Below are 24,163 nucleotides of genomic sequence, written 5' to 3' on the forward strand. Positions count from 1 at the left end.
AATACTTTTATACTTTACTACCGGGTTAGGTGGAGGTAGGGGGGAAATTGACCGTAAAGAATCTATTAAATCAATTTTGATGGCATTAGAGAATGGTATTACTTGTATAGATACCGCACTAGCTTATAGGGACGCCGAGTCTTTTGTAGGCATTGCTTTGAATCAAAGGGAAGGGCAAAAGCCGAGCGTGAATAATGTGGGAGGAAATAGTAATATTTATAACCCCGCTACAGACAAATGGGGTATTGAAGGAAAAGACGTTCGTCATACCAGTTTCAGCAATTATCTTCCTTGCACTTTTGGTATTCAAAATTTTCAATCGGACCATAATGTGTTTTCCAACAAAATAAAAAATGAATTAACAGATTCGTCTAAATATTTTCAACTGGAGTAGATAAGCGCAAATACCTGGAAATTTTATCAGGTATTAGCTTCAGACGATTAGGAAAATCTGTGATTTTAAAAAAGAAATTGTAAATCAGGTTGTTGGCTATCTAGTTCAGATAAAAGATATAGCAAATGGAGCTAAACTAGCCAAAAGACTGGTTCTGGTTCTTTTGTCATTTCATTAATGGGATTAAACAGCGTTGCAATTGGGGGTAAGTCATCTTAAAAGGTCGCACATGAAAAACTTAAAAAAAGTCTCTTAGTAGTGACTTAAGAAGATGACAAATATGAGGTGTTGTTAGAAACGAAATACAGTTCGTATTAATATAAATTAATGAACTCTTAAAAAAATGAAAATCAGGCTGCCTATTTGTTTTCTTCAATTGACATTATTGATAATTGGTTGTTACAATTTTAGTTTGTCGCAAACCCACTTTACCCGGCTTGGTAATGCGGACGTACGGTCTTTTGATGAAGGATGGCTTTTTAGTCGCTATGGTTTGCAGGCAGATGGTTCCAGGCGTGAAGAACCTCAGAATGTAATCGAACAGCCCGGCTACAACGATAAAAATTGGCAACGCATAGATCTCCCCCATGATTGGGCTATCACAGGGCCTTTTAGAATTGAACTGGCAGGTGAAACAGGCAAGTTACCCTGGAAAGGAATTGGCTGGTACAGAAAGCATTTTGTCGTTCCCGTAGCAGATCAAAATAAAAGAATTTTTGTTGATTTTGACGGCGCCATGGCTTATGCACAACTATGGCTTAATGGAAAATTTATAGGCACCTGGCCTTATGGTTACGCCTCTTTCCGAATGGATCTTACTCCTTACCTGCAATTCGGGAAAGAAAATATACTGGCAGTAAGACTTGATACAGAAAATTGGGATTCACGGTGGTATCCCGGGGCAGGTATTTACAGGCACGTATGGCTTGTAAAAACTAATGCAGTACATGTAGATCATTGGGGTACTTATGTAACCACACCTAAAATCAATCCCCAATCAGCAACTGTGAACATCGCCGTAACGGTTTCTAACCAAAGTAATAAACCTGTAAAGACTATTTTAAGAACACGGATTTTTCAGGCGGGGATAGGCAATACGCTAAAAAGACAAGTTGCCACTACCAAAGATGCAGTTGTAAATATTAAAGCCGGAGAAAATAGTATTGTCCAAACTAATGCTACTATCGCCAATCCTAAGTGTTGGGATATTGAAAATCCGAATCGATATTTTGCCCAAACACAGATTTTAATAAACGGAAAAATTGCTGATACTTACTATAGTACATTTGGTGTACGCAGTTTAAAGTTTACCGCATACAATGGCTTTTTGCTGAATGGTAAAAGAGTTGATATAAAAGGAACTTGCAATCACCATGATCTCGGTTCTTTAGGAACAGCTATTAATGCAAGCGCTTTGCGCAGGCAGTTACAATTGTTGAAAGATATGGGCTGTAATGCGCTGCGTACTTCACACAATCCACCCGCACCGGAATTACTGGAATTGGCAGACGAGATGGGATTTCTCGTATGGGATGAAGCATTTGATACCTGGGAAAAAGGAAAGAAGAAAAATGATTACAACAAATTATTTAAAGATTGGCATGAGAAGGATTTAGTTGCTATGATTCATCGGGACAGGAACCACCCTTCTGTTTTTATTTGGAGCATTGGGAATGAGGTGATGGATCAACGCAATGTTGCGCTTACAAAACATTTGGCGGATATCGTGAAACGGGAAGATTCCACCCGGCCTGTTTCCAACGGTTACAACGATCCTGATGGTGGACGAGAGGTGGGAGCTGCAATGGCTTTGGATGTAATGGGCGTAAATTATTTCTTCGGGCAACAACCCAGTTGGGATAAAGATTCCCGCTACGCAAATATGCCCACTATCGGAAGTGAAACTTCAAGTTGTGTAAGTTCAAGGGGAGAATATTTCTTTGGCAAGGAATATCAAAATTGGCAGGTTACTTCGTACGACGTTGCTAAACCGGGATGGGGATGTTCACCAGACGAGCAATTCAGAACCAATGCGCGTTTACCAAATTTGCTGGGTGAATTTGTTTGGACGGGTTTCGACTATTTGGGAGAACCTACTCCCTATGGATCTGATGAAACCAATTTGCTAAATTTCCGCACGGATCCCTCCAAACAGCAGGAGCTTAAAGAGAAACTGGAAGAAATGAGAAAGAATAACCCGCCTTCACGGAGTAGTTATTTCGGTATTATAGACCTTGCTGGTTTCCCCAAAGACAGGTACTATCTTTATCAGGCTCACTGGCGCCCCAATTTTCCCATGGCGCATATCCTTCCTCATTGGAACTGGAAGGAACGAATAGATTCAATCGTGCCCGTTAATGTTTATACATCTGGTAACGAAGCTGAATTATTTTTAAATGGGAAAAGTCTTGGTCGCAGATCAAAAAAAGAAGGCCGGGATTTTAGATTGGTTTGGGATAGTGTGGTCTATACACCAGGTGAATTGAAAGTGATTGCTTACAAGAATTGTAAGCAATGGGCGACAGACGTTGTTAAAACAACCGGAGAAGCAGCAAAGCTAACGTTGACATGTAACCGCAAGGAAATAAGTAATGATGGACGCGATCTTGCCTTTATTACAGTATTCGTACAGGACAAGGAAGGATTAACCGTACCTCGTTCAAATCCACTCCTGCAATTCGAAATAGAGGGCCCGGGTGAAATTATAGCAACTGATAACGGCGATGCAACGAGTTTTGAATCGTTTCAAAGCAAGCAAAAACACGCCTTTAATGGAATGGCTTTGATTGTTGTAAAAGCAAATAAGGGAATGAGTGGAAATATAATTGTGACGGCCAATGCCAAACTGCTTAACAGCGGACAAGTTGTAATACCTGTGCGATCAGGCGAGAAAGAGGAATAATCACAATTGATGCAAAAGAGTCCATTTTAAGCAAAATAATATGCGACCATTATTTTTTTTCCGTTTTCACGCATTTGCCCCACTTAATAACTGACGATTATAAAAGTCTTGATAGATAACATTCCAACTATTAAACATCCTACTGAATTATTAATAGGATATAGACAACAAAATATGAAAAAACTTTTGGTCGTCGCGTTTGTTTTAAACAGTGTGGTTGTTTCAGCACAACAAAACCCTTATACCTTACACCACATTGAATACCATGTTTCGGTAAAAGGTGATGACCACAATAGAGGCTCCTTATCCCAACCATTTAGAACTATTTCTGCAGCAGCAAATGTGGCCATGCCGGGCGATGTAATAACTGTTCACACAGGATACTACCGGGAGCAAATTACACCGCCCAGGGGTGGGAATTCCAACTCTGAAAGAATTACTTATCAGGCTGCGAAAGGCGAGAAGGTAGTGATAAAAGGCTCGGAAATTATAAAGGGATGGAAAAAATTGGAAAATGATACCTGGAAAGTAACGATTCCAAATACATTTTTTGGGGATTTTAATCCGTATAAAGAATTGATTCATGGCGATTGGTTCACTCCTACACCAAAGGACCGGAAATACCATCGCGGAGCTGTTTATCTAAAAGGCGACTGGCTGACGGAAGCGGCAAAAAAGGAGGAGGTCATGGCATCTGCCGATAAAAAAAATCTGCTCTGGTGGGCAGAGGTTGATTCGACTATTACAACCATTTGGGCACAATTTAAAAACGCAGATCCCAATAAAGAATTAGTAGAAATCAATGTTCGCCCAACAGTTTTTTATCCCGACAAACCATTTATTAATTTCATTACCGTTCGCGGCTTTACAATGGAGCAGGCCGCTACCAATTGGGCGCCACCTACTGCAGAGCAGCCGGGATTGATTGGTACACATTGGAGTCGTGGTTGGATTATTGAGAATAATACAATTGAATACTCAAAATGTTCAGGTATTTCTTTGGGCAAATATGGCGATTATTATGACAACAAAAATACAGAATCGGCAAAAGGATATGTAGGAACCATCGAAAGAGCATTGGCTTTTGGCTGGAACAAAGGCACTATCGGCGGACATATAGTTCGCAACAACACGATTGCTTATTGCGAACAAACTGGTATTGTGGGTAGCATGGGCTGCTCTTTCAGTACTATAGAAGGCAACACCATTCACGATATATATGTGCATCGTCTATTCACCGGAGCAGAAATGGCAGGTATTAAATTTCACGGTGCTATAGATGTACAAATTAAACACAATCATATTTATCACGTAGGAGGCGTTGCCGGAATATGGCTCGACTGGATGGCTCAGGGAGCACAGATAAAAAACAATTTAATGAATGACAATGCTACAGATATCTTTTTGGAAGTAGATCATGGACCAATGCTGATAAGTAATAATATTTTATTATCGAAAACCAATCTTTTAATGAACTCAAGTGGGGCTGCTTTTGTGCACAATTTGTTTGGAGGCAAGATAGACGTAATACACTACGATGCACGGTTAACGCCATATATGAAGCCACATTCCACTTATGTTGTAGCACTTCACGATAATCCCAGTGGGAACATTCAATTTATAAACAATTTGTTTGTAAATGGAGGAGATGCCAGCCAGTATAGCAATGCTTTGCTACCAGTTGTTTTTGATGGCAATGTTTATACCAAAGGGGCGGTGAGAGCCATAAAAAATAGTGGGCAGGATAGATTTGGTGAAATGAACAAAAACGCAGAGAAGCAAATGAAGGAATATAAAGAACATATTGCTACCGAAATGAATGCATTGGTAGATAATGGTTTTGATGGGTCGGTTAATTTATTGCAGCAAGGTAAGGGAATGTATCTCGATATAGCCTTTGATGAAAAGTGGTTAGCACAGAAACATAAACTGGTAACCACCGAAACGCTTTTCAAAGCAATAGTTCCAGACCTTCCGTTTCAGAATGTGGATGGTTCTGCGCTCTGGATTGATAAGGATTACCTGGGGAAAAAACGGAACGTTGCAAATCCTTCGCCGGGCCCTTTTGAAATCATGGGTACAGGGAAACAAAAAATTGAAGTTTGGTAAAAATTGAATGATTAAAAATGGAATATAAAAAATCAACAGTAATAATTTTAGCATTAATACTTTTAGGAAATTTAAGATTGTGAGGCCAGGTTCCGGTTAATAATTTTTTAAAAGGGATACAGGGAAGTATGGATCTAATGGAATGTTGGCAAATGGAACTTCTCAGGAACATAAAACTATTGTCAGGTGTATAAATGCCATTTCAAAAATGCCAACCCCATTGAATTATAGAACACTTAATAAATATTTGAAAGACCTAGTGACTTTAGGTCCTTAAATGAAAGTGTGGAGTCGTTTACTAACAATAATTCGCCCAGATGTCTTTTGTACCATCTCTACGTCACAATTGAGAAGAAAGATCGGTAGCATGTTAAATAAGCATATACGAGATTTAGGAACTGTTGAAGGTTATCTGATACTTATACAATTAATTCATTCATCCCCTTGGTTTATTAGTAAATGTCCAACAGATGCAAGAGAACTTAATATATGGAGAGGACCAAACTTGATAAGTGGATAAAACTGCAACCTTTACGGTAGAAAAAAACAATTTCTCAATTCTTTAAAGCAACTGCCAAATTTGGAGAAATCGGCAAGGAAAAAAGATAGTACTGTAGATGTTACAATTTTTGATGGTATTTGCAATTAGTTATACGGGGCATTCAATTAAAGGTTCAGGCAAGAACCGAGGGTAGCGCAAAATTTACTATTCGATTATGGTATATTACCAATTTAGTGAACGCTGAAAAAGACGATGAACTTCATTTTGGGCTTAACAGAAAATCAGTTCAAATTATGAGGGGTACATTCGGCGCACTCACCACTTTTTTTGAAACAGATAATATTTTAAGACGTATGCTGTAAAAAATCCAACTTGTCAGATTAAATGTTGACGATGCAGGGTGTAAAGTTTTTTTTCAGTATAAGACAAAGAATTGTATCGTTACAACACACCGAATGTAAGAGCCATAATAAGAGGTAAAGAAATAAAACCTGAGACCCGATAGCTATCGGGTTTGACTCGAAGGTTCATAAAGTTAGGACGGAAGGATTAAGTTTTATAGAGCACCTGAGCCATGATAATTTAAATGAAGGAACAAGACTAAAACAATCCTTGGCTTTCCAGCAAAAAGCAGTTTTTTATTCACATTTACAATTATTCATCTTTACAAGTTGGTTCAACGTTAATGATTTAGCCAGTTTTAGTGTTACGTTTTTGTTCACTGAACTTAGTTTAGTTAATTAGGTTAAAATTCAATATCGGAAAAAGAAATATAGGGTAATTACTATTAACAATTTGTTAATTTAAAACTACCCCCCTCAAAAAATTTGCGCGAGTTTTGACACAACTAAACTAAGAATGCTATGACAAAATTAAATTTTCTTCAATTTACAATTGTAATTGTTTCTTTTCTGTTATTTTCTTTTGTGGCAAACGGGCAACGAAAATTAAGTGGAATTGTTGAGGATGAAGCCACTAATTTACCTTTGGATGGCGCAACAGTTTCTATAAAAAACCATAAAAACGCAAATGCGGTCACTGACAAACGTGGTAAATTTGATATTACAGTTCCAAATGAGAAAATTACACTTGTTATTTCATTTGTTAATTACCATGAGAAATTAGTTACAGTAGGGGGAAAAGAAACCAGTGTTTTAATTTTGTTGAATAAATCTTCTACTTCCTTAGATGATGTAGTGATTTTAGGTGTTCAATCGCAAACAAAAAGAACAACCACTTCTGCTGTTTCAACAGTTTTATCTAAACAAATAGAAAATTTACCAGCCGTCAGTGTTGATCAGCTATTGCAGGGGCGTGTTGCGGGGCTAAATGTGCAGATGGTCTCAGGAGAGCCTGGAGTTGCGCCAACTATTGTTGTTCGCGGGAATAGCAAGATGTCAACTAATATCAATGATCAAAATGTAGCTCAGGCACATGCACTAAGTGGACCATTATATGTAATTGACGGGGTCCCTACTAATCCTGACGATATTGCAAATAGTATTGATGCTACAGGGACTAATTATTTGGCCGGAATTAATATTAATGATATTGCGAGTGTTGATGTTCAAAAAGATGCTGCAGCAACTGCAGCCTGGGGTTCAAGAGGCGCAAATGGAGTGATTTATATAACAACTAAAAAAGGGCTGTCAAGTACACCAGAATTTAGGGTAAATGTTTATCATGGAATTACACAAGAACCTAAGTTGTTGGTTACCCAAACAGGAGCCGCTGAAAGGGCACAGAAGATGAATCTCCTTGACCAATATCGGGGGTATATGCAGCCAGGAGTCGCAGGATTTGTCCAGGTGCAGGATTTGCCTCAGGTTTTAACAGATAGGTTCAACCCTTATTTTAATAATGCTACTGATTGGCAGGGATTATTTTACCAACAAGGAAAGATAGATAATGTAGATGCTACTATATCTGCTGCGAATAAAGGTGTTAATTACCGTGTAAGTATGAATTATTATAATGAGCAGGGAATTATTAAGGCATTTGGAATTACCCGGTATAGTATGAGGGGTAATTTTAATTTTACGATTAGCCCAAAATTAAAAAGTCAGTTGATTGTAGCATTTTCAAGAAATGATAGAAAAAGAGGTAGAAAATATAATAATAGTGATGATAATATACCCATAGGTGCCGCAAGTCAACCTTCCTCTTTCTTTAGATTAAACTCTTTTGATTCGTTAAATTTCAATGGATTGTATAATAAATTAAGGAATAAAAATATCAATGATTATATTAGCGCGTCGCTGACAACAGATTATTCTATTTTACCCTCTTTAAAATATACTTTTCAGGGTGCTGTTAATACCTCCAGTTCTAATAGAGACTATTTCCAGCCATCTAATATTGATGGACTTCAGTTACAATTGGGAAATGTTCAACCCTCTTATGCAGAATCTGACAAAGGAACTTATTCAACCTACTTTTTGTCTAATACATTGAATTTTAATAAAAAAATTATTGCAGGAAATCATACTCACAATTTTGTATTGACAGGTTCTCAGCAATTTACTTCAGATGTTTCTAATACAAATTCAGTATGGGGGTCCAATATTCCTTCCAATAATATACAGGTTGTGAGTGGAGTACCTCAATCTGATTTGGGAGGATACTCCAATTACAGTGCTGATGGGTTACTTTCTTTTGTAGGTCAATTTCAGTATGATCTTGATAGCAAGTATCTCCTGTATGCGTCGTACAGAACGGACGCATCATCGCGTTTTGGCGACAAGTCAAAATGGGGTACTTTCCCTGCGGTAGGTTTGGGATGGAATATTGCCGAAGAAAACTTTATGAAGAAGATTACAAATATAGTACCCTACTTGAAATTGCGGGCTAGTTATGGTCTTTCAGGATCGCAATCTTCAGATTTATATGCACCTTATAATTCTTACCAAATTCCTGGCAACTATAATGGAGTAGTTGCTATCCAACCTAGTTATACTAATGGATTAACAAAGAATAACCTAACATGGGCTACAACATCTCAAAAAAATATTGGTATAGACGCTCAGTTGTTCAATAGTAGAATTAGCCTTAGTGTAGATTTTTATGAAAAGCTGTCTAAAGACGATTATTATAATTTTACTTTACCGTTTTATACAGGTTTTGGAAGGATAAATTTCAACGCAAAGGACCTTTGGATAGTTAATAAAGGCCAGGATATTACGCTCAGCACTAAAAATTTATCAAGAAAAAGTCCTTTACAATGGAATATGCAAATTACAGTTTCGCATAATATAAATGTAATTGCAAAACTTCCTAACAACAATAGAACTTTTATAGATGAGAGCGGACCACTGGCGAGGATTTACTCGGTTGGACAACCCATTTATGAGTTTTATCAAATGCATTATCTGGGTGTTATAAATAATCCAAGTGAAATACCATTTGACAAATATACAGGACAGGTAAAAACTTATCATACAGGATGGAGCCCTGTGTTAGTGGGATGGCCACTTTATCAAAGTGTTCTTAATAATGATGATATTTGGAAGGGTGATCGTCTTCCTTCTGGAGACCCTAATCCTAGATTTACGGGTGGTTGGGCAAATGATTTTACTTATAAGAATTTTTCATTAAGCATATTAAGCGTTTTTACCTGGAAAAGAGCTATTTACAATTCTTTCAAGATGGATCAGGTGTACGACCTAAGCGCGGGAGGTTTGATTTATAGCCAGCGGTTTGCTAATAACAGAATGATTGATGTAAGTAAATGGAATTATTGGTTACCTTCAAAAGCAAAAGCTGACCCAAATTATAAAGCAGATTACCCAATGCTAAATCCCTATTTGGGAACTGTTGGTCAATTTACCCCTATAAGTGATATTGGTACTGAAGACGGAAGTTATTTTAAAGTTAAGAGTATTGTTTTAGGTTACCAGTTGCCAAATACATTAATGAATAAAATGAAACTTAAAGGAGCACGAATATATGCTGTAATGGATAATGTCCTTACACTGACCAAAAGCGGTTTGCCCGACCCGGAAGCGGTGGATCAAGTAGGAAACTATACCGGAGGATTATACCCTCTTTCTAAGAAATTCACTTTTGGTATTGATGTACAATTTTAATTTTTAAAATGACTTTTTATGACTAAACAGAACTTGATATTAAAATTATTCTTTCCAATTGTGGTGGTGGCATCCATTCTTGGTATTTCATGTAAGAAATATATTTATCAGGGCCCAATTACTTCCACTTATGGTGCTGAATTTTGGACCTCTCAGCAATCAGTAGAACAAGCTACTGCTGCCATGTATGGACAGTTGCGTGCTGATTTTGTAACTGCAGATAATTCTAGTCCCGGACTATTTTTTTTAGCTGGCGACTATGTTTCAGGAAGTTTTTTTAACGCAAGCCGCCAGGATTACAGGCCTTTGACTGCATCCCGTAACCCTTTTGGTACCGGACCATTTAATTTCAATTACGCGCCGTATAATCATGGAATGCATGATTGGTCTCGTTTTTACCAATTGATTGCGCAATGCAATCTTATTTTACAAAATGTACCGGACATGCCAACATCACTTTTCGGAAGTGAAAACAAAAAGAATGCTTATTTGGGCGAAGCGCTGTTTATGAAGTCCTTTACTTATTTTTATATTATTCGAATTTGGGGGGACCCTGTTTTTGTAGAAAAGACTTATAACGGTGCAGATTATGGAAATATAGCGCCGATAGCCCGTTCACCTGAAGCCGATGTTTTGGATAGCTGTATTAGCTATTTGACCAAAGCAACCAGTTATCTTGAATATACCGCAGGAGATCCTTCTAAATCAATAAGGGCAAATAAAGGAAGTGCGCTTGCTTTGCTTGCACATATATATGCCTGGAAACATGATTATGCGAATGCACACAAGACATGTCTGGAACTAATCAATAATGGCGGATATTCTCTGGAACCTATGTCGTCTTATAAAAATATTTGGGCTGGAGAATTTTCGTCGGAAAGTATATTCGAAATTTCCATGTTATTTAACCCTACTGATCCTAACTTTAAAGGTCAGGGGGCTTGGGCAGAAGCCCGATTCGATTTTTTTGCTACTTTTTTAAAGGGGCCTATAATAAACAATCTGCGAAGTCAAAGTTGGGTGTCTCCATATGATTTTATTCAAAACCTATATGATACGACTAATGATGCACGTTTTAAAACTATTTTGAGTTTCGTTCCCCCAAGTGGAAGTGATGAAATTGGATACATGCTTGAGAAATATACGAATTTTAAATATGCAGAACCTGGCACTGAAACCTCACCTTATATTAACAATAACCTTGTAGTCTTCCGGTTATCAGATATTATTTTACTTGATGCCGAAGCGTTGGCTTCAACAGGTGATCTTGCAGGCGCTGCTGCTGATCTCGCACAGACGGAAAACAGAGCCGGAATTTCCAGTTATAGTAATCCGACAAATCAATTTGAAATGTTAAATGAGATTATTGATGAAAGGGGACGCGAATTGATTGGAGAAGGGCAATGGTATTTCGATTTAATTCGTACTGAGCCCGCCATAGGACGGCTGGTTTTATATGGTTATCCCAGAGATAGAGTAACCCCTGCAAATAAAGGCTATTACTGGCCGCTTGATATGCCTCTTTTGTTTCCCCAGGATAATTTGCTCACACAAAATCCATGGTGGGCATCACATACACTTTAATATGAAATTTAATAATTTCTTATATACTAGATCAAATAATTTTAAAACTAATTGCTCATGAAAAGAATATCTATTTTAAATTTTATCTTATTACTTACGATTATTTTGTTTATGGTTGCATGTAATAAGAATAAAAATTACATTATTGGAGGCGTTCCGGAGGATGTAAACATGTATAAAAATATAACATCGTATGATGTTTTAAAGAATGATCCTAAGTATGATACGTTGATTCAGATTATAGATGCCGCAGGGTTTAAGGATAAGCTGAATAAACCGGGCGTAACCTTTTTTGCACCTTCTAATATTTCAATTTTCCGGTATCTTAACGCTCGCACTATTCAGGTTCAGAAAACTAACATATATGCAAAATTTGCTATGGATTCTCTTTTGTATTATCTAAGTAATAATATAAATGGTACTGCTGATTCTTTAGGAATGTATCTTATGGATCAGCTACTACCTTATTCTGTTCTCACAAATACCGGAGCTTACTATCCTACTGAATTAGCAGGAGTTAAGTCTATTGTATCGTTCGAATATACTAAGGACCCTAGCTTAGGTTATAATCCTCTTGTATCAAGCGTTCCTCAGATTGTTTATTATACCTATATGTGGAAGCCTTATACTTATAATTTAAGCGATGCAAATCCAGCGGGTAATATTACTCCTGCATTAGGTGTGCATACCAGGGTTATAACATCCGGGATAATGACAAAAACAGGCATTATAGATGAATTAGAAAATGGACATGTTCTTTTCTTTTACGGTATCAAAAGATAAAAAATAAAATTATGAAAAAAAATAAAATCATTCCTTTTATAATTGTGTTTTCGGCTATTGCTTTCATTGAATTGTTCGGTGGTTGTACTAAAATCCAGCACGGTTATCTAAGCCCTTTTATAGCCTATCAAGCCACTGAATTTACTGTTGTTGCGGGACGAACCACGTTTTCTACTACGTTGAACTTAGACGGGTCAACTACCCCAATACATGCAAAATGGCTACATTTTTATGATTCAACGGGTAAAAATGTTGATGCTATTTTCTCCAAAAAAAACCTTGTTGATATATGGACAGCAGCATTTGACCCGAAATCCGATTTAAGTTTTGATCAGATCTCAGCTAAATTACAGAAAGACACTTTAGAACCGCTGTCTGTAAGTGAAGAAAGTGGTGTAATTACTTCAAACGCAGGTAGTTTGAATTTACCTTTGGGAACGTATACAATGGATCTTCAGGTATCTAATCCTGAAGGCACGGAGGTTTTAAAAAATATTTTAAAAATAAATATAGTGCACGGGAACCCAATGGAAACCGATCCGCAAGTGGGTACATTTGCTGTTGGCTGGGCTCTTGCGAATCAGGCACAGGTAAATTATTTTTATAACGGCCCGAATATTCCATATTTGAAATATACTATTAACCGGATTTCTGATCAACCTAACCTTTTAATCGTTAAAGTTATGGATAAAAACGGGGTACCTTTTAACCCCAAGTCAGGAGAAATAAAGGGAAGGCCTAATACCGGATTAAATCCAAATCCTCCTTATCTTCAAAATCTTGAGGCTTATGCCCCTGATACTTATGAGACAACGGATACATCCATGTCGGTCAAATTTCCATTAGCACCGTTTCCGACGGCTTCATTAGGAAATGGTTACCATATGTATTATAATATTTCTGCGTCTGCAGTCATTGTAGATAGCACTTCTAAATGGTCAGGTAATTCAGCTGGTAATTATTATCAAGGAGTAAGTGATCCACATTATCTTGGTGTATTTACCCCAGGAGTAGTGGATTATTCGGTACGGTTTCCATTGCGCATTTATGTGCCAGGTACTTATGAGTATACGGTTAAATTATTAAATGCCACGCATAGATAGAGCATTATTTAAAATTTATAATTTTTAATCGATTTGTAATTTTTGAAGTGCTGATTTTAACTAGGGTTGCAGAGGTTAATTATTCAGGATTAAATTAATCTATAGGATAATTAAGATGGATCGCACGGAAAAATCGAAAGTACAGCAAAACCTTTGTCTGGCCTTAGTTTGATTAAAATACAGTCAAAATTGTTTAACCGCACTAATTGTTTTTACACGGTTAATCTTAATTATTCTATTAATCTAAAAAACTTTAAAAAACAGGCTTTAATATTGGCATAATAATTATGGGAAAAGGCAAAAAAATGAAGGATTAAAAACATTTCTGTAATAATCCGGCAGATAGAGCATGGATTTCTGAAAATGAAAGTTATTTTAAGAACAACCATTTTAAAGAATTTCTCAAACGCTAAAAATATTGAAAAAATTAGCCGTAGGTGGGCTATAAAATAAGTTTAATACCTATGATTAAAAACAATTTCCCATCCTTCTTAAAAAAAATCTAAATTGAAAAGAATGCGTACATGCCTGGTGATTATAGGGTCAAAGAGTTGACAAAATGGAAAGTCCCCGGCGTTCCGACGGAGAATAAGTGAAGCAAAAAATGGCCTTTATAATTTACCCAAATGGATTGAATAGCAATCTCATAACGAAAGAGGATTTATTTTTTATCTATTTTACGTCCAAAATCTAGTTCAGTCCCTATAGATTTTCCTAAGCTCATTATCCAATTCAAATTCATTTTTCTTATAAACGTCTATGAAATGAATCCGTTTCTGAAACAATGCCTTATCCAAAGCAAGCTTCCGGTATTTATTAGCAGAACCACCCTTCAGCCAAATAGTAACAATAGATTCATCAGCAATTTCATGTTCCACCTTTTTTACCCAGAACCAATCTATTCCAACTTTTGCTTTAATAAATGGGAAACTAACTTTTTCAAATTCTCTTGGAATTACCTTCAATAATGTGTAAAACATATAACTATCATCAGAATTGCTGAAATACAGTTGAACCTTTGTTCTAAAATTATTTTATAACAACTGCACTGGCTCTAATGAGAAAGGAACGTTTATCAATTTAACACGGGATACTCCGGAAGGTTATTAGTGAGGTTCTTAAATTAAAAGATTTACTGTTTTTTTTCAATTATATATTTGCAATAAACTGACTTTTAATGTGAATATGTATTAAGGGAAATGCGTTCCGCACTCCATCCTTCTAATAACAATTAAATAAGAAACATGAATAGAATCAATGTAAAAAGAATAACTATTTCGATCTTGTTGCTCATTAGTGTAAACCTGCTACTTGCCCAGCAAAAATTTTTGTCTAAAACATTTTCTCTTTCCATAGATGGCATGGGAAATATTACCGCACTGGAAGTGTTGCCCGCGGGCAAAAACCTTGTAGCAAAAGATAGTGCCGGTGTATTATTACAACTTGTAAAAGATGAAAAACGGTATAAACCTGTATCTGCTACTTTTGCCAAAAGTACCGTAACATTGCGGTACCCGGATGGACAAATTGCCAGGATCAGGGTGTCATCTAAAAATACCTATCTTCGGTTCGAATTAATTGAAATAAGTAAAGATGCTGATGCCGTAATATGGGGACCCTTGAACACCTCCCTTGGCGATACGATCGGCAATACAATTGGAGTTGTCCGGTCTCCCGAATTTGCTGTTGGCATTATTGCACTTAATACAAAAACTACAGGCGGCGAACTGGTTAATGAAGAAGGGGCAGTATATGATCGCGGTACTACAGCAGTTAAGAAAAATTTCGGATCATCATTGCAGGCTTTTACTGTTGACCGCTCCCATAATCGGGTTATTACAGTTTGGGACAGATGGAAAAACGTGCCTGTGAAAGGGATACCTGAAGGCAAATTGGAAGGCTCTGCCATCGCAGTTTTTGGTAGCAAGCCTTCGGCAGTTCTTCCTGTCATTTCCAACATTGAACAATCAGAAGGATTGCCTCATCCCGTATGGAAAAAGGAATGGATTAAACAATCTGAATATACCGGACGGCCTTATATGATCACTTCTTTCTCAGAGGAGAATATTGATACCTTGCTGAACTACGCCAAAAGAATGGGGCTGGCAGGTGTATATCATGAAGGTCCTTTTGCCTCCTGGGGCAATTTTGAACTCGATAAAAAACTATTTCCCAATGGCATAAAAGGCTTTACTGAATGTGTGAATAAAGCGCATGCCAAGGGCCTGCGGCTTGGCTTTCACACCCTTTCTAATTTTATTACTACAAACGATGCTTACGTAACTCCTAAACCGAATCCGCATCTGGCAACTGCCGGAAGCAGTATTTTGCAGGAGGCTATTGATAAGGATGCTACAGTATTAACCGTTCAGTCGCCGGAATATTTTGAAATGCAAAGTGACCTCAACAGCATTCGCATTGATGACGAAATTATACGTTTCAGGGAGGTCTCTAAAAATGCCCCTTACCAATTGCTGGATTGCGTGCGGGGAGCTTTTGGTACAAAAAAGTCCAACCATGCAAGAGGGTCGGCTGTCAACAGGCTCTTAGACCATCCCTATAAAGTTTTTTTTCCGGACTGGATATTGCAAAAAGAGATCGCCGCCAATATCGCAAACTTCATAAATGAAACCGGCGCTGATCAAATGGATTTTGATGGGCATGAAGGAACTTATGCTACAGGAATGGGCAACATGTCCCTGTCGGGTTTTGCAGAAGACGTATATAAGGCAATAAAGCATCCTGTTGTTTTTGGGTCAAGCAGAGCTGCACATTATTTCTGGCACATGGATGATTATCTTAACTGGGGCGAGCCGTGGTATGGCGGCTTCCGGGAAAGCCAGTCGGATTACCGTATTGACAACCAGAAGTTTTATGAAAATAATTACATGCCGAATATGTTGGGCTGGTTCTTAATCACGAGCCAAACTAAGCCGGAAGATGTGGACTGGATGCTTGCGAGAGCGGCAGGTTACAATGCCGGCTATGCTTTGGTGGTGCGATATGATGCCATAAAAAATAATCCTTTTATTAATGAAATTGTAGAGCAGGTTAATAGCTGGACAGAAGCGCAACAAAAAAATGCATTTTCGCAGGCTCAGAAACAATGGCTGAGGGTTCCGGAACATGATGTGCACCTGGAAAGAGATGGCGTAAATGCATGGAAAATGTACCGGTACAAAAAGGTCGTTTTCGAACATTCCGCCAAAGAATTACAGCCGGGCGAACCCACTTCGTCTGAATGGACTTTTCAAAACAATACAGGAAAGCAAAATGTACAAATGATATTGCTGGCTGCCGGTAACACAGGAGAAATCAGCAACCCTGTTATTGAGCTGGATAATTCCTTGCGCATACATTTACCAGTAAGCTTAAAAGCAGGACAAAGTTTAGTTATTGATCACTCAACTTCTGCAAACCTCTACGATCAAAAAGGAAAATTTATTAGGAAAGTGACATTACCCCAACCTCTACCCGAATTGGCGGAAGGCAGTCATCATTTATTGTTCGATTGTGCATTTTCAGAGGGTGCTGATATCAATGTAAAAATAACGGTTAGGCTTTCAGATGGTATAGAAAAAGTACAGGCTGAATAAGAAAGATGTTTAGCAGGCCTTCCGTTATTGCACAACAAGGAAATTTAAACCCGATGTATATGGCAAGTTATAATTTAACTCAGTAGTTTATTGATAAATAAGAAGCATGATTCAAGATATAAATTCTCAGAAGATTGTATGCAATAGTCGCACTGCAGCAATAACTTACAGGAATCACTCATAAAAGAAAGTGGAATACTTTAATTTTTTCATCGAGTCATTTTTCGCCGGAGGTCTTTTCCGTAGAAATTCTTTTTATCAATTTCGAATTGATCGTTGTTTTTTCTAAAAGAAAATGATGTCCTTTTTTCTCTATCAGCTTAAAAAGAATAGAAGCTGCTTCCCTTCCGATTTCAAACGCAGGCTGTGTGATAGTTGTCAATGATGGATTTAACAACCCGGCAGTTTTTAAATTTGAAAAGCAGATAACTTTGACATCCGCGGGGATATTAAGATTTAATTCCTCGCAAACTTCATAGGTTATAATAGCGAGTTTTTCTACAGAAGCAAATATACCATCGGGTCTGTCTTTTCTTTTTAATAGGTTTCGAATTAAATCTTTATCCTTGTGCTCGTCCCCGTTACAAAATAAAATCAGGCTATTATCCTTTTTAATATGAATGTTTTTTAGTGCATCCAGGTAACCGTTCATTCGCTTTTGAGTAATTGTAAGCTTGTTGGGCAAGGACACAAAGGCAATGCGTTGGCAACCGTTTTCAATCAGGTGGTTCGTTGCTACGGCGCCGCTATTATAATCATCCGTAATAACTTTAGGTGCATTTATACGTTCAACAATCCTGTCAAAAAAAACAAGCGGTATTCCTTTTTCTTTTAATGCCTCGAGGTGAGTTGTATCAGAAGTTTGGGCTGAAATTGATATCATTACTCCGTCAACCCTTCCATTTTGAAGAAGATTAATGATCGCTACTTCTTTTTGCTCAACCTCATGTGTAAGATAAATCAACACGTGATATCCTTTTTCCTGGGCAATAGATTCAATACCATTTATAACAGGCCCAAAAAAATCATTGACCACTTCGGGAATAATAACTGCGATTGTTTTGCTTTTTTGTTTTCGTAATCCACTCGCAAACGGGTTAACCTGGTAATTGAGTTCTTTTGCTTTTGCCAATACAGCCTTCTTTGTGGCAGGGCTTATTTCGTGACTGTCCCGGAGTGCCTTTGAAACCGCGGAAATGGACAAATTCAGCTCTTTGGCAAGTTGTTTCAGATTCATAATAATATGGTCTTCATAATAGAAAATTAAGGCCGGAATTCATTTTAATACTGGTATAAAATATTCTATTTTTTACGAAAAATTACTAAAACGTTGTAGTAAATAAATAGTTTGTCAATCCGAAAATATCTATTTTTTTTATCCAAATTACATGATGAAATAAGTACACCTCTTTTTAATAAACCAGATTGCTTTGTTAAATAAAAATTCATTTACCGAAAAAGATTTGTTGCTTCTTGCATCTAAAGGATGTGAAGATTCGTTCACAAATTTATTTCATTTATATAAAGACAGGCTATATACTTTTGTACTCCGGCTAACAAATTCGGAGGAGCAAACTTTAGATCTCATTCAGGATATATTCATGAAGTTGTGGATGAACCGTAGCGTTCTTGCAACGGTTGATAACCTTGGCAGCTATATTTTTCGTTCTGCACGCAACAACATTATCAACTCTTTTAAACGTGCGATGAATGAAGCATCAATACTTTCAGAATTGCAGGCTCCCAATAATCTCCATAAGGATGTTGAGATCAATTTTGAATATAAAATATTGGAATCAAAATTTAAGAACGTAGTTAAAAAACTTCCACCCCAGCAGCGCTTGGTATACACCTTAAGCCGGGATCAAGGCCTTAAGCACGAAGAGATAGCACAACAACTTCATATATCTACCTCAACGGTAAAAAATCATATGGTAGAGGCTTTAAAGAATATAAGGATGTTCCTTAAGAATGAGCTTGACATTGCAGAATTTTATTGATGTCTGACTACCATATTTGTAAACTCTTTTATTTTTTTACGCTGGTTCTATCATGGGCAACTTTCGTTTACGCTAATCTTCCTCATCTCATCTGGTAAGTGCTCCCACAAGGCCATTGATTCAATTCCGGTTTTCATTCAGGTTATTTTATTTCAGCTTTCCGAAAAAGTTTTTATCTCCACTAGTCCTAAATCATTTGTTAATTGTCTTAATAAGCGGGGGTTAAATTTAAAAGATTAAGGTTTCGCCCAGATCAAGTGTTTTATTACTTCAACAGGAATTCAAACGATTGCAGATGCCAACAGATAGGATAAAATTTCTAATACAGCTTTATTTTGATAAGACTATTGATAATTCTCAACAGTCAGAGTTATCTGAATGGGTAAAAAACCACGCTTCAGATGAAGAATTGATTGCACTATTATCACATGCCTGGCAGGCAAATGATGAAAATATTGTAATGCCTGAAGTGGCATCGAAGAATATTCTGTCAGCCGTCTTAAAATCTTCCTCATCGAAAAATCAAAAAAAAGATTCAAATAAAATAATTCCCCTTAATAAGACTGCTCCGTGGATAAAACGATTTGTTATTGCTGCATCAATACTTATTGTTTGTTCAATTGGATATTTTTTAAGAAAGCCCGCCGCGTCTCATAATGCAGTTGCCCGCAATATCAACAATACAAAGGGAAATATCATAAAGCCCGGAGGTTCCAAAGCTACTCTCACTTTATCTGACGGCACTAAAATCGTTTTGGATAGTACCGGGAATGGGCTTTTAACAAAACAGGGCGGAGCAAGTGTAATAAAACGTGCTAACGGAAAACTACAGTATTTACGAGACCAAAGTGTGACTTCCGAAGTTGTTTACAATACTATGAGTACACCTGTTGGAGGTATGTATGAGGTTGTGTTGCCTGATGGAAGCAATGTATGGTTAAACTCGGGCTCTTCAATTACATACCCAACTTCTTTTTCCCGGAATGAACGCAGGGTACAAATGACGGGAGAAGCTTATTTTGAGGTGGCTCACGATAGAACGAGGCCATTCCATGTATCAGTTAATAATATGGATGTTGAAGTATTGGGGACTCACTTTAATATTAATTCATATGACAACGAACCGTCCATCAAAACGACTTTGTTGGAAGGAAAGGTTAAGGTTTCGAAAGGGAATGCCACTGTCTTAATTATCCCCGGCCAACAAGCGGTTACAGCTAAATTGTCAAATGATTTGTCGATTAACAAAAATGGAGTTGACCTTGACCAGGTCGTAGCGTGGAAAAACGGAAAATTTGTGTTTATAGACGATGATATTAAAAGTATAATGAGGCAAATTGAAAGGTGGTATGGGGTAAGCGTAACCTACAATACTAATGTAACCAATGAGGAGTTTATTGGAGTTATTTCCAGAAGCGTAAATATCACGCAAATACTGGGTATGCTTGAAAAAACAGGGAGCGTAAAATTCACGATTCAGGATAGAAATATTATAGTACAATAAAAAAAACCAACTTAAAAATATGCCGGAAATGCTGCGAACATTTCCGGCTGTTAAGTCAGTTAAAGAAATAAAATAAAACCGTTACGAATCATTTTTTCTTAAACCTAAACAATGCAAAAGTATGAATTTACTGACATGCAGGATTCAAAAATGTAATGCTGCTGATTACCAAAAAAAAGTAAGCTGCCTACTTACTTCTCAAATTTTGAAAGCAATGAAATTGACTTTCGTTTTTCTTACCGCGGTTTTTCTGCAAATATCGGCGAAAGGGACGTCGCAGACGGTTACGCTTTCTTTGAAAGATGCGCCGCTTATAAAAGTATTTCAGGAAATTGAAAATCAAACAGGATTTGGCTTTTTATTTTCGAGGAAGACAATGAAAGATGCCCGCAAGGTGAATATTAGCGTTAGGAATGCATCCCTTAACGATGTGCTGCAAATTTGCTTCAAAGGGCAACCACTTACGTATTCAATCGAAAACAACACGATTGTAATCTTACAAAAATCGTCAAAAGAGATGGTACTGCAGGAAGCTGCGTTGCCGCCACCGGTTGTGATACGAGGCAAGATCACAAATGAAAAGGGCGAACCGTTAAGTGGTGCAACTATCACCGAAAAGGGCACCCGGAATGTTACCACGTCAAATGTTGAAGGCAAATTTGAGATACAAGTCTCTAATTCCAAATCAGCATTGGTTATTTCATACGTAGGGTACCAAAGTACGGTGGTGGAAGTAGGTAATAAAGAAGAAATTACTGTCGCGCTGGTAATGCCGGATAAAAGTTTAAATGAAGTTGTAGTGATCGGCTATGGTACGCAAAAGAAAAGTGATATTATTAGTTCGGTTGCTTCTATTAAACCTCAAAATGCAACCCGAAACATCACCTTAGATGTAGGTGAAATGCTGCGGGGAAAAGCTGCGGGGGTTATGGTCACAACAAACGATGCAGGGCCGGGTGGCTCATCAAACATACTGATCCGGGGTAGAAGTTCAATTTCGGGTGGTACCAACCCAATCGTAATTGCTGATGGTGTGCCTATTGGTTCTATTAATGATTTGAATCCAAATGATATTGCTTCAATTGAGATATTAAAAGATGCGGCGGCTCAGGCTATTTATGGTGCCAGGGCTTCGAATGGCGTAATACTAATTACAACAAAAAGAGGAAAGGCCGGTAAAGTAAGCATCAATTATAACGGATATTATGGAATTCAAACTGCCAAGAGAAATTTTGATGTTTATACCGGACCTGAATTTGCCCAATTAAAAAGAGAAGCCGATAGGTCCGTCAATAACAATATCCTGCGGCCGGATTCGGTTATTTTTAGCTCCAATGAATTAGCCGCTATTGCACAGAAAAGGTCTATCGATTGGTCGAAGGAAGTTATGCAACCTGCAAACATTCAAAATCATGATCTTAGTTTTTCTGCCGGCACTGAAAAGACAAAATTATACGTAGGAGGTAATTATCAGGATATGACCGGGATAGTGCCTACTACCGATATTATAAAGGGAACATTAAGAATGAATCTTGACCAGGTTTTAACGAGTTGGCTGAGAGCAGGTCTAAATACTTCATTCCAATCATCGGTAGCAAGCGACCCGAATGTTGCAAATATTGTACGTCAGGTTGTCACTGCGTCCCCGCTTGGCAACATCTATAGCCCTGACGGATCTTACAACGTTCGTCCAGGAGGCAACCAGGAAAGTTTCAACCCCTTACTAAATTTAGCCGAAACACAAAACCGGGTAACCAACCGGAACGATATTCTCAATATTTTTCTAGATATTAACCCGGTTAAAGGATTAAATAACAGAATAAACGCAAGCCGCAGGTCCTGGAATTACAAAGGATTGAATTATGCCACTAAGAAATCTGAAAGCGGTCTTACAAGTGGCTACGGCAGTGGCAATATTCAATACCAGGAAAACGTAGAATGGCAGGTAGAGGATATTATTACCTATAACACGCACATTCAAAACCATAATTTGAATTTTACTATCGTTGGAAGTGCAAGCGAACAGAATTATTACAATTTTAAAAATGCATCTTCAAAAATACCCAATGACATTCTCGGCATTTATGGCTTGGAATCTGCATTAATAAATATTCCCACAATTGACGGTAATAAGCGCCGTCTATTGTCGGGTGTTGGAAGGATTCAATACGATTACTTATCAAAATACTATGCTACATTAAGTGCCCGGGCTGATGGATCTTCAGTTTTCGGCGCCGATAACAAGTGGGGCTATTTCCCAGCCGTAGCAGTTGGCTGGAATATATACAAAGAAAAATTCCTGGCTAATTTCAAAAACCTAACGAACTTAAAATTAAGAGCAAGTTACGGGAGCGTCGGCAATGAAGCCATATCTCCTTATGGAAGCTTAAGTCTTGCCAACCAGGTAGACTACTTATTTGGAGTAGACAGGGTATCAGGTTATTCTCCCGGTAGCACCTTATCAAACCCAAAGCTAAAATGGGAAACTTCTACTACCCTGAATTTAGCTGTAGATTTCGGGTTCTTCGGTAACCGTCTTTCCGGAACTGTTGAATATTACAACAAAAACACAACCAACCTATTGGTCAATCGTCAGTTAAACGCCTCTATCGGATATTCCTCCCAGCCTGATAATATTGGAGAAGTTCGCAACAGGGGAATTGAAGTTCAAATCGACGCAATTCCAGTTAAAACGCAAGATCTAACGGTGCAAACGGGCGTAATGTTTTCCAAGAATAAAAACTCAATTATAAAATTATATGGCGATTTAAATGGAGACGGTAAACAGGACGATGATGTAGCCAACAGATGGTTTATAGGCCAACCGATCGAAGTTTATTACCAACCTGAATACCTCGGAGTTTGGCAAGGGACGGAGGTATATCCCGGATCAACATTTAATGAAACCACTGGTAAATGGCAGATAAATGGAGTGCAGGCTCCCGTTGCTCTTGATCCAAAAACAAACTTGCCAATAGTTGACCCGTATACGGGAAAAACACCAATACCGGGCACCTGTAAAATAAGAGATAAGAACGGCGACGGAAAAATTAATGCACTTGATAATTATATAACATCTAAATATCCGGATTGGATAGGATCTTTTAGCTTAGGTGCAAGCTATAAAGGATTTGATTTTTCAATGGATATTTATACGGTTCAGGGAATTACAAAAGACAATCAATACTTGTATGATTATACAGCTGGAGGCGATTTAAGAGGAAACAGAAACGGCATAAAGGTTAACTACTGGACACCGGAAAACCCTGCACCGATTTATCCTCAGCCTAACGCAGGTACGTCACCTCCGGGCATGGTATTTCTTGGCCTGCAGGATGCTTCCTATTGGCGTTTGCAAAATATTACCATCGGCTACACGCTTTCACCAAGAATTGTCTCCAAGTTAAAATTAGCCGATCTAAAGTTTTACGTAACGGCTCAAAACATTATCACAGTTACGGATTATAAATCATATAGCCCGGAGCAAGACTTGTACGCCTATCCAACAACCAGGAATTTTGTTTTTGGTTTAAAGTTGGGCCTATAACAAAAATCCTGTAGACTAATTTTTGAATAATGTTTATAGGTATTTAATTCAATT

Annotated in this window: 13 protein-coding genes; 11 read left to right on the forward strand and 2 right to left on the reverse strand. The window is 37.7% G+C overall.

What is annotated here, in order from left to right; translation table 11 throughout:
• The first annotated feature begins 1 nt into the window (after nt 1).
• From FW778_RS16865 to FW778_RS16895, 7 genes are all read left to right on the forward strand, one after another.
• Nucleotides 2-394, forward strand: a complete 393-nt coding sequence (locus tag FW778_RS16865) for an aldo/keto reductase (RefSeq protein WP_150415991.1) — start codon at nt 2-4, stop codon at nt 392-394.
• A 343-nt stretch (nt 395-737) separates the two neighbouring features.
• Entirely contained in the window at nt 738-3,296 is a 2,559-nt protein-coding gene (galB, locus tag FW778_RS16870) for a beta-galactosidase GalB (RefSeq protein WP_150415992.1), read from the forward strand.
• Nucleotides 3,297-3,470: 174 nt separating this feature from the next.
• Nucleotides 3,471-5,405 (forward strand): right-handed parallel beta-helix repeat-containing protein, encoded by a 1,935-nt coding sequence (locus FW778_RS16875; RefSeq protein ID WP_150415993.1) that lies wholly within the window; start codon nt 3,471-3,473, stop codon nt 5,403-5,405.
• 1,365 nt (nt 5,406-6,770) lie between these two features.
• Complete coding sequence (locus FW778_RS16880; RefSeq protein WP_150415994.1) at nt 6,771-9,992, forward strand: SusC/RagA family TonB-linked outer membrane protein; 3,222 nt, start codon at nt 6,771-6,773, stop codon at nt 9,990-9,992.
• An 18-nt stretch (nt 9,993-10,010) separates the two neighbouring features.
• Nucleotides 10,011-11,576 carry a RagB/SusD family nutrient uptake outer membrane protein gene (locus FW778_RS16885; RefSeq protein WP_150415995.1) on the forward strand — a complete coding sequence of 522 codons (1,566 nt, stop codon included), beginning with the start codon at nt 10,011-10,013 and terminating at the stop codon, nt 11,574-11,576.
• Between the two features lie 57 nt (nt 11,577-11,633).
• Nucleotides 11,634-12,359, forward strand: a complete 726-nt coding sequence (locus FW778_RS16890) for a hypothetical protein (protein WP_150415996.1) — start codon at nt 11,634-11,636, stop codon at nt 12,357-12,359.
• Nucleotides 12,360-12,370: 11 nt separating this feature from the next.
• Nucleotides 12,371-13,462, forward strand: a complete 1,092-nt coding sequence (locus tag FW778_RS16895) for a hypothetical protein (protein ID WP_150415997.1) — start codon at nt 12,371-12,373, stop codon at nt 13,460-13,462.
• Between the two features lie 695 nt (nt 13,463-14,157).
• Here FW778_RS16895 and FW778_RS16900 read toward each other — a convergent pair.
• On the reverse strand, nt 14,158-14,442 hold the full coding sequence (locus tag FW778_RS16900) for a hypothetical protein (protein ID WP_150415998.1): 285 nt from the start codon (nt 14,440-14,442) through the stop codon (nt 14,158-14,160).
• A gap of 264 nt (nt 14,443-14,706) precedes the next feature.
• Between FW778_RS16900 and FW778_RS16905 the strand changes: the two genes are divergently transcribed.
• Nucleotides 14,707-17,058, forward strand: a complete 2,352-nt coding sequence (locus FW778_RS16905) for an alpha-amylase family protein (RefSeq protein WP_150415999.1) — start codon at nt 14,707-14,709, stop codon at nt 17,056-17,058.
• Between the two features lie 217 nt (nt 17,059-17,275).
• Here the strand turns inward: FW778_RS16905 and FW778_RS16910 are convergent, their stop codons facing one another.
• On the reverse strand, nt 17,276-18,295 hold the full coding sequence (locus tag FW778_RS16910) for a LacI family DNA-binding transcriptional regulator (RefSeq protein WP_150416000.1): 1,020 nt from the start codon (nt 18,293-18,295) through the stop codon (nt 17,276-17,278).
• 193 nt (nt 18,296-18,488) lie between these two features.
• Between FW778_RS16910 and FW778_RS16915 the strand changes: the two genes are divergently transcribed.
• From FW778_RS16915 to FW778_RS16925, 3 genes are all read left to right on the forward strand, one after another.
• Nucleotides 18,489-19,058 (forward strand): RNA polymerase sigma factor, encoded by a 570-nt coding sequence (locus FW778_RS16915; protein WP_202552313.1) that lies wholly within the window; start codon nt 18,489-18,491, stop codon nt 19,056-19,058.
• A 295-nt stretch (nt 19,059-19,353) separates the two neighbouring features.
• Nucleotides 19,354-20,562, forward strand: a complete 1,209-nt coding sequence (locus tag FW778_RS16920) for a FecR family protein (protein WP_150416002.1) — start codon at nt 19,354-19,356, stop codon at nt 20,560-20,562.
• A 214-nt stretch (nt 20,563-20,776) separates the two neighbouring features.
• The gene (locus FW778_RS16925) at nt 20,777-24,109 is read left to right on the forward strand and encodes a TonB-dependent receptor (protein WP_202552314.1); all 3,333 of its coding nucleotides are present in this window, start codon (nt 20,777-20,779) and stop codon (nt 24,107-24,109) included.
• The last annotated feature ends 54 nt before the right edge of the window (nt 24,110-24,163 follow it).

Origin of the sequence: Ginsengibacter hankyongi (assembly GCF_008710285.1) — a bacterium.
In the GTDB taxonomy this organism is placed as follows: domain Bacteria; phylum Bacteroidota; class Bacteroidia; order Chitinophagales; family Chitinophagaceae; genus Ginsengibacter; species Ginsengibacter hankyongi.